Raw genomic sequence first — 7,342 nt, forward strand, 5'->3', positions numbered from 1 at the left:
GGCTGGCCGATGCTCATACCGAAGCGCCGACCGCCGGCAGCGTCATCCTCGCGGGGCTGCTCCTGAAGACCGGCGCCTACGGTTTGCTTCGTTTCGCCGTCCCGCTTTTCCCCGCGGCGTCGGCCACGTTCGCGCCAGTGGCTATGACGCTCGGCGTCATCGGTATCCTCTACGGCGCGATGCTCGCCTTCGCTCAGGACGACATGAAGCGCCTGGTCGCTTATACCAGCGTCAGCCATTTGGGCTTTGTCCTACTCGGCATCTATGCAGGGAATACGCTGGCCTTGCAGGGTGCGGTCATCCAGATCCTGGCACACGGCCTCAGCACGGGCGCCCTGTTCATTTTAGTCGGCGCGCTCCAGGAGAAGCTTCATACCCGCGACATGCGCCAACTGGGCGGGTTGTGGTCGACAGCGCCGCGTATCGGCGCAATCGGCTTGTTCTTTGCAATCGCCTCGCTCGGGCTGCCCGGACTCGGCAATTTTGTCGGTGAATTCCTGGTTCTCTTTGGCACCTACCGCGTCGCCAGCGGATTCGCGATAGCGGGGACGCTGGGACTGGTGGTGTCCACCATCTACGCTCTCAGCTTCGTCCAACGGGTCTTTCATGGCGAACCTCGGGCAAGCACAACACTGACCGACTTCTCGTCGCGTCACATGATTGTTATGGGCACGATGATCGTAGCTCTCGTCTGGCTAGGATGCTATCCGCAGCCGGTCTTCGATATCGCAAGCGCCGGTCTCGCCAACTTGCAACGCGGCGCCTCAGAACGCCAGCCACATCCGGGTGAGCCATGAACGGAAGTGACCTCATCGCTATCCTTCCGCTTATCGTGCTGGCGGGAACCGTCACGGTCGTGATGCTGGCAATTGCCTTTTACCGCAATCACCGGCTGACCGCGCTTCTCTCCTTGCTGGGCCTTATTCTTTGTCTGATGGCGATCTGGCCAGCGAGTGACCTGGCGTCGCGCCAGGTGACGCGGCTGTTCGCGATCGACCGCTATGCGCTTTTCTACATGGGCCTCATCTTCGCGGCCAGCATCGCTGTCCTGCTGTTGTCCTACGGTTATCTCGCCGCACGGCGAGAACAGCCGGAAGAGTTCTATCTACTCGTGCTGGTGGCGACGCTCGGCGCGGCCGCCCTGGTGGCCAGCGATCACTTTGCATCCTTCTTCCTCGGTCTGGAGACGCTCAGCATCTCGCTGCTCGGCTTGATTGCCTATCCGCGCGACCACGGAAAACCGCTGGAGGCCGGCGTCAAATACCTGATTTTAGCCGGCATCTCTTCGGCATTTCTGTTGTTCGGCATGGCTCTGATCTATGCCCGGCTGGGCTCAATGGAATTCGCTCGGATCGCAGCGCTGCTGAGCACGCTCGATAAGGCCTCGCCCGATCTCTATTGGCTAACCGGGCTCGCGCTCATCTTCACGGGAATTGGCTTCAAATTGTCGGTCGTGCCGTTCCATATGTGGGCGCCTGACGTCTATGAAGGCGCGCCGGCTCCGGTGGCAGCCTTTGTCGCCGTCGTTTCCAAGGGCGCGATGTTCGCTCTTCTGCTCCGCTATTTCGTCACGGCCGACGCCGACAGTTTCGGTCCGGTGCCGCTGATGATCGAGATCGTCGCCATCGCCTCGATCCTGGTCGGCAACCTGCTCGCCCTGTTACAAAATAATATCAAACGGATTCTGGCCTATTCGTCGATTGCGCATCTCGGCTATCTGCTGGTCGCTTTTCTCGCGAGCGGCGCGCTGCGGATTGAGGCCGTAACCTACTATCTGGTCGCCTACACGGTGATGACCGTCGGGGCGTTCGGTATCATCACGGTGCTTTCTACGTCGAACGCGGCGGCGGAGATCGAGGATCTCGACGAATATCGCGGCTTGATCTGGCGGCGCCCATGGCTCGGCGGCGCCTTTGCCGCAATGCTGCTGTCGCTCGCTGGCATTCCGCTGACCATGGGCTTTATTGGCAAGTTCTACGCGATTGCTGCCGGGGTTAGCGCCACGATGTGGCCGGCTGTCATTGCTCTCATCGTCGGCAGCATTATCGGCCTGTTCTACTATCTCCGAGTTATCGTCGCGATCTGCACGCCTCCTCCCGAAGGCGCGACTGCCTACGCTGGTGACGTCTCATTGGTTGGCGGTGCGACGCTGGCGGCGCTCACCTTGATGTTGTTCGGACTCGGAGTCTATCCAACGTCATTGGTCCAGCTTATCCAGATAACCGCCGCGCAGATGACGGTCCGGTAAAGCGCCGACGCCGGCGGCTAGAAACCTCTCATCGCGCAGTGTGGCTACCATGAAGAAGACCACGCTGCGTGTCCCGGGCGACCAGTCAGGACAGGCTCTTTGGCAACAAGGCCCAGGTGTGCCGCGCAATCTGCTCGTCCTCCTGCGAGGGTAGAACGCACACGCAGCAGCGCGATGCAGAATCGTTGACAGGATTGTTCGCGGAAGCATTCCTGGCCTCATCGAGACTGACGCCGATCCATGACAAGCCGCGGCAGATCCCAGCTCGTACTTCTTCATCATTTTCTCCGATGCCGCCGGTGAAAACGATCAAGTCGACTCCGTCCAGCGCAGCGATCATCGCGACCACCTGCTTACGCACCGAATAGCAGAACATTTGGATCGCGAGTCGTGCGTCGGCGTTTAACGACGCGGCTTGGTGAAGGCGCCGCATGTCGCCACTAACGCCCGAAATTCCGAAAACGCCGGAACGCCGATCGATCAGCTCTTCGAGCATGGCCGCATCGAGCTTCTTCTCGCGCATCAGATAGACCAGGACGCCTGGATCGAGATCACCACTACGCGTACTCATGATCACGCCGCCGCTCGGGGTCAATCCCATGCTCGTGTCGAACGATTTACCGGCTTTGACCGCAGTGACGCTGGCGCCATTGCCGAGATGGGCGATAATCAGGCGATCGGGAAGATCGTCCGCAAGTTGGCGCACGATTGATTCGCACGAGAGACCATGAAACCCGTAGCGCTGGATCCCTTCCAATTGCAGTTCCTTGGGGATCGGAAGGACCCGCGCGACCTCCGCCAAATCGGCGTGAAAGGCTGTGTCGAAGCACGCCGCCTGCGTCGCCGCAGGAAAATGCTCGTGTGCAAAGCTGATGACCGAAAGCGCCGATGGAATGTGGAGCGGCGCGAACGCCCTCGCCGCTTCAAGCTGCCGCAGAACCTCATCATTAATGAGGCAATGGCGTCGGAGTCTAGGCCCGCCGTGCACGATCCGATGCCCGATAGCGACCGGCGCCGGCATTTTGGAGTCGTCCAGAAGCCTTGCGATTCGAATGATCGCTTCCCGTTGGCTGGGAATCGGCGAGGTCTCGGAGAGCAACATCTTATTGCGCGAATCCCGTGCAACGAATTTGCCATCCTTATCGCCGATCGATTCGGCTTCTCCGGAGAGGAGAATTTCGGTCCGGGCGGATCCGACGCGGTACAATCCGAACTTGAGCGACGACGAACCACTGTTCAGCGCGAGAATGGGCAATGCTCGTTCGGCGTCTGTCATGTCGCGCCGGGTGAAAAGATCGAACTCACAAGCTCCAGCGCCAATCGCGCACCTCTGGCATGTCCTCACCATGCTCGCCGACATAGAGCTTGTGACGTTCCATCATGGTCCAATAGCGCTCGCTCGCCTTCTGCACCTGATCGACCAGCCGCGGGATGCGCCGGATGGCGTCAAAGGCAAGTTGGTAGCGGTCGAGGTTGTTAAGCACCACCATGTCGAACGGCGTGGTCGTGGTTCCTTTTTCCTTGTAACCGCGCACATGAATATTGTCGTGATTATGCCGCCGGTAGGTAAGCCGATGGATAATCCCGGGGTACCCGTGAAACGCGAATATCACCGGCTTGTCGCGAGTGAAGAGCTCGTCGAAATCCCTGTCTTCAAGCCCGTGCGGGTGTTCCGTCTGCGGCTGAAGCGTCATCAGGTCAACCACGTTGACGACGCGGATGCGAATGTCCGGCACGTATTCCCGCAGCAATGTCACCGCAGCGAGCGCCTCAAGCGTTGGCACATTGCCGGCGCACGCCATAACAACATCTGGATCGCCCGCATCATTGCTCGCCCACGGCCAGATGCCTACTCCCGCAGCGCAATGCCGGGCGGCCGATTCGATATCGAGCCACTGCCATTCCAGCTGCTTGCCGGCAATGATCAAATTGACGTAATCCCGGCTTCGGAGACAGTGATCGGCGACAGACAGCAGGCAATTGGCGTCTGGCGCCAGATAGATCCGAACAATATCGGAGCTTTTGTTCGCGACATGATCGATGAAGCCGGGATCCTGATGCGAAAATCCATTATGATCCTGCCGCCACACCAGCGAGGTCAGCAGATAGTTGAGCGAAGCGATCGGCTTGCGCCAAGGAATGTCCCTGGTGGTCTTCAGCCATTTGGCGTGCTGATTGAACATCGAGTCGACGATATGGATGAACGCCTCGTAGCAGGAGAACAGGCCATGACGCCCGGTGAGCAGGTAACCTTCAAGCCAACCCTCGCACATGTGCTCGCTCAGCACTTCCATGACACGGCCGGTTGGGCTGAGGTCAACGTCAACGTCTTCGACCCTGGCCATCCACTCCTTGGGGCTGGCTTCGTAGACAGCGTCGAGACGATTCGAGGCCGTTTCGTCCGGCCCAAATAGCCGAAAGTTCTGGGAGGCCATATTCAACTTCATCACGTCACGCAAAAACTTGCCGAGAACGCGCGTGTCCTCTGCCTTGACGCCCCCCGGGCTGGTGACTTCGACAGCGTATTCCCGGAAATGCGGCATCGACAGCGGGACCAGAAGCTCCCCTCCGTTAGCGTGCGGATTGGTGCCCATGCGGCGGCGGCCTGTCGGCGCCAGCGCGGCGAGTTCCTCCCGGAACTTGCCGTTTTCATCGAACAGATCCTGCGGCCGGTAGCTCCTCATCCACTCTTCGAGTTGCTTGAGGTGCTCGGGATTCTTGAAGTCAGCAATAGGCACCTGATGGGCGCGCCACGTCCCCTCGACCGGCTTGCCGTCCACGAACTTGGGTCCCGTCCAGCCCTTGGGGGTCTGGAACACGATCATCGGCCAGCGCGGACGCTCCAGGCTTTCTGCTTCTGGAGCCGAGCGCGCTGCGCCTTGAATGCTGCGGATCTCCGCAAGCACGCGATCGAGCGCCGTAGCGAGCAGCTCGTGCACGGCGGCGGGCTCGTCGCCCTCGACAAAATGAGGTTCGTAGCCATAGCCGCGCAGCAGATCCGTCAACTCCTGTCGGCTGATCCTGGCAAGCACGGTGGGGTTGGCGATCTTGAACCCATTCAGGTGGAGGATCGGCAGCACCGCGCCGTCGCGGGCCGGGTTCAAGAATTTATTGGAGTGCCAGCTCGCGGCCAGCGGACCGGTCTCAGCTTCGCCGTCGCCGATGATACAGGCGACGATCAAGTCGGGATTGTCGAACGCGGCTCCATAAGCGTGGGCCAGCGAATAGCCGAGCTCGCCGCCTTCGTGGATTGACCCTGGCGTTTCCGGCGCGACGTGACTCGGAACGCCGTATGGCCAGGAGAACTGGCGGAATAGCCGCTGCATCCCATTCCGGCTACGGTCGATATTCGGATAAATCTCGGAATAGGACCCCTCGAGGTAGGTGTGCGCCACTAGGCCCGGGCCGCCATGGCCCGGACCGATAATGCAGATCATGTCTAGGTCATTCAGCTTTATCAGGCGATTGAGATGGACGTAGATGAAATTCAATCCCGTCGTCGTGCCCCAGTGGCCTAGCAGCCGTGTTTTGAGATGTTCCAACCGAAGCGGAACCTCGAGGAGAGGATTGTCCTTCAGATAGATTTGGCCGACGGTCAGGTAGTTTGCCGCACGCCAGTAGGCGTCCATCTTCTGAAGAAGTTCGGCCGACAACGTGTCTGACATAGTATTTCTCCGTGCAGGGCCAGTGCTTGTCGGCCGCGACTAAGCTCTCTTGCGCGGGGCCGTCCCGGCTATCGCCACGTCGCGGCGGTATGCTCCTCGAACTCTCCCGTCAAGCTGCCGAAACGTCCGGACGTCTCCTCTACTGCTGCCTCATCCATTAAGGCGCACATCATATAAACTGCGGATCATGCAGCGGCTGTCCGCAGAACGAACTTCCGCACCGCATTGGCGAAACCTTCGTTCTCATTGCTGTCGGTCACCGCGCTCGCCTGCGCCTTCACTTCGTCGCTTGCATTGCCCATGGCGATTGAGAAGCCGCTTTTGCGAAACATGAGCACGTCATTCGGCATGTCCCCCATGGTGGCAATCTGCTCAGGCGGGATGTTCAGCAGCTTCGACAGGGTCGCCACGACCGTCCCCTTGTTGGCTTGCGGGTGGGTCACGTCGAGATAATACGGTTGCGAGCGCGCCGCGCTCGCCTTCTCGCCCAGCGCGTTCTGCACCACCTTTTCGCAGTTGGCGACGAGGTCTAGGTCATCGGAGATGCCGACGATCTTGACGGCGTGCGCCAGATGCGCATCCGTAAAGGACGCCACAACCTTGGCGTCGAACTTCACCGTCCAGGCCTCGCGCGCCACATGCGGCGCATCCTTGTCACGGATCAGCCACTCATCCTCCGTGTAGACCCAGGCGTCCAGCCCTTTGTCGAGAATCAGCTTCACGGTCCGCTTCGCCGCAGCGGGATCAAGCGTGTAGCTCTCGATAACCGAAAGGTCCGGATTGACCAGCACGCCGCCGTTGAAGCCCGCGATCGCGGTTCGCAGCGCCAGCGGCTCGATCAGCATGCTCATGCCGCGCGGCGGTCGGCCGCTGGTGATGGCGAAGGCGATGCCGGCTTGATCCAGCTCCCGCACAGCCGCCTTCGCCGCCTCGGTCAGCATCTTGTCCTTGGTGACCAGCGCACCGTCCACGTCGGCCAGGAACAGACGAATATCGCGCTGAGCCGTCATTGTCTTTTCTCCGAGGCAGGGATCACGGGACGCCAGGCCCGTTCTCCGTCGCGCGCCAGCAGTTCGCGAGCTCCTTTCGGGCCGTCGCTGCCGGAATCGTAATCGGGAAAATCAGCCTTCTCTGCCGCCCAAGCGTCGAGCACCGGCTGGACGATGCGCCAGGACTGCTCCACCATGTCGGCACGCATGAACAAGGTCTGGTCGCCGATCATGACGTCGTAGATCAGCGTCTCGTATCCCACATTCGGCTCCTTCGGGAACCAATCGTCATACTGAAAGTCCATCTTCACGGCGGCGAGGTTCACCACCGGCCCGGGACGCTTGACCTCGAACTGCAGGGAAATGCCCTCGTCAGGCGCGATGCGCAGCACCAGCCAATTCGGCCGCAAGGCACCGACGGCGGTGTCTCGGAACGCCGT

The 7,342-nt window shown here is 60.5% G+C and carries 4 protein-coding genes and 2 pseudogenes; 2 read left to right on the forward strand and 4 right to left on the reverse strand.

Annotation, left to right across the window (positions count from 1 at the left end; genetic code table 11):
* Both WB528_RS05185 and WB528_RS05190 read left to right on the forward strand, forming a co-directional pair.
* Positions 1-797 (forward strand): complex I subunit 4 family protein (locus WB528_RS05185; protein ID WP_423887356.1); only part of this gene is annotated, 797 nt, incomplete at its 5' end.
* Positions 794-2,248, forward strand: a complete 1,455-nt coding sequence (locus WB528_RS05190; protein ID WP_423887357.1) for an NADH-quinone oxidoreductase subunit N — start codon at positions 794-796, stop codon at positions 2,246-2,248. The genes WB528_RS05185 and WB528_RS05190, both read left to right, overlap by 4 nt.
* An 85-nt stretch (positions 2,249-2,333) precedes the next feature.
* Here the strand turns inward: WB528_RS05190 and WB528_RS05195 are convergent, their stop codons facing one another.
* The 4 genes and pseudogenes from WB528_RS05195 to WB528_RS05210 all read right to left on the reverse strand — a co-directional run.
* The gene (locus WB528_RS05195; RefSeq protein WP_423887358.1) at positions 2,334-3,524 is read right to left on the reverse strand and encodes an acetate/propionate family kinase; all 1,191 of its coding nucleotides are present in this window, start codon (positions 3,522-3,524) and stop codon (positions 2,334-2,336) included.
* A gap of 25 nt (positions 3,525-3,549) precedes the next feature.
* A pseudogene (locus WB528_RS05200) lies at positions 3,550-5,949 on the reverse strand (phosphoketolase family protein); the annotation flags it as partial.
* A gap of 149 nt (positions 5,950-6,098) precedes the next feature.
* The gene (locus tag WB528_RS05205) at positions 6,099-6,923 is read right to left on the reverse strand and encodes a Cof-type HAD-IIB family hydrolase (RefSeq protein ID WP_423887359.1); all 825 of its coding nucleotides are present in this window, start codon (positions 6,921-6,923) and stop codon (positions 6,099-6,101) included.
* Positions 6,920-7,342, reverse strand: a pseudogene (locus tag WB528_RS05210) (glucose-6-phosphate dehydrogenase); the annotation flags it as partial. The pseudogene WB528_RS05210 and the gene WB528_RS05205, both read right to left, overlap by 4 nt.

Origin of the sequence: Bradyrhizobium sp. (assembly GCF_049586575.1) — a bacterium.
In the GTDB taxonomy this organism is placed as follows: domain Bacteria; phylum Pseudomonadota; class Alphaproteobacteria; order Rhizobiales; family Xanthobacteraceae; genus Bradyrhizobium.

Coding starts and splice junctions, on each gene's coding strand:
- WB528_RS05190 (WP_423887357.1), top strand. CDS start 794: ATGAACGGAAGTGACCTCATCGCTATCCTTCCGCTTATCGTGCTGGCG.
- WB528_RS05195 (WP_423887358.1), bottom strand. CDS start 3,524: ATGACAGACGCCGAACGAGCATTGCCCATTCTCGCGCTGAACAGTGGT.
- WB528_RS05205 (WP_423887359.1), bottom strand. CDS start 6,923: ATGACGGCTCAGCGCGATATTCGTCTGTTCCTGGCCGACGTGGACGGT.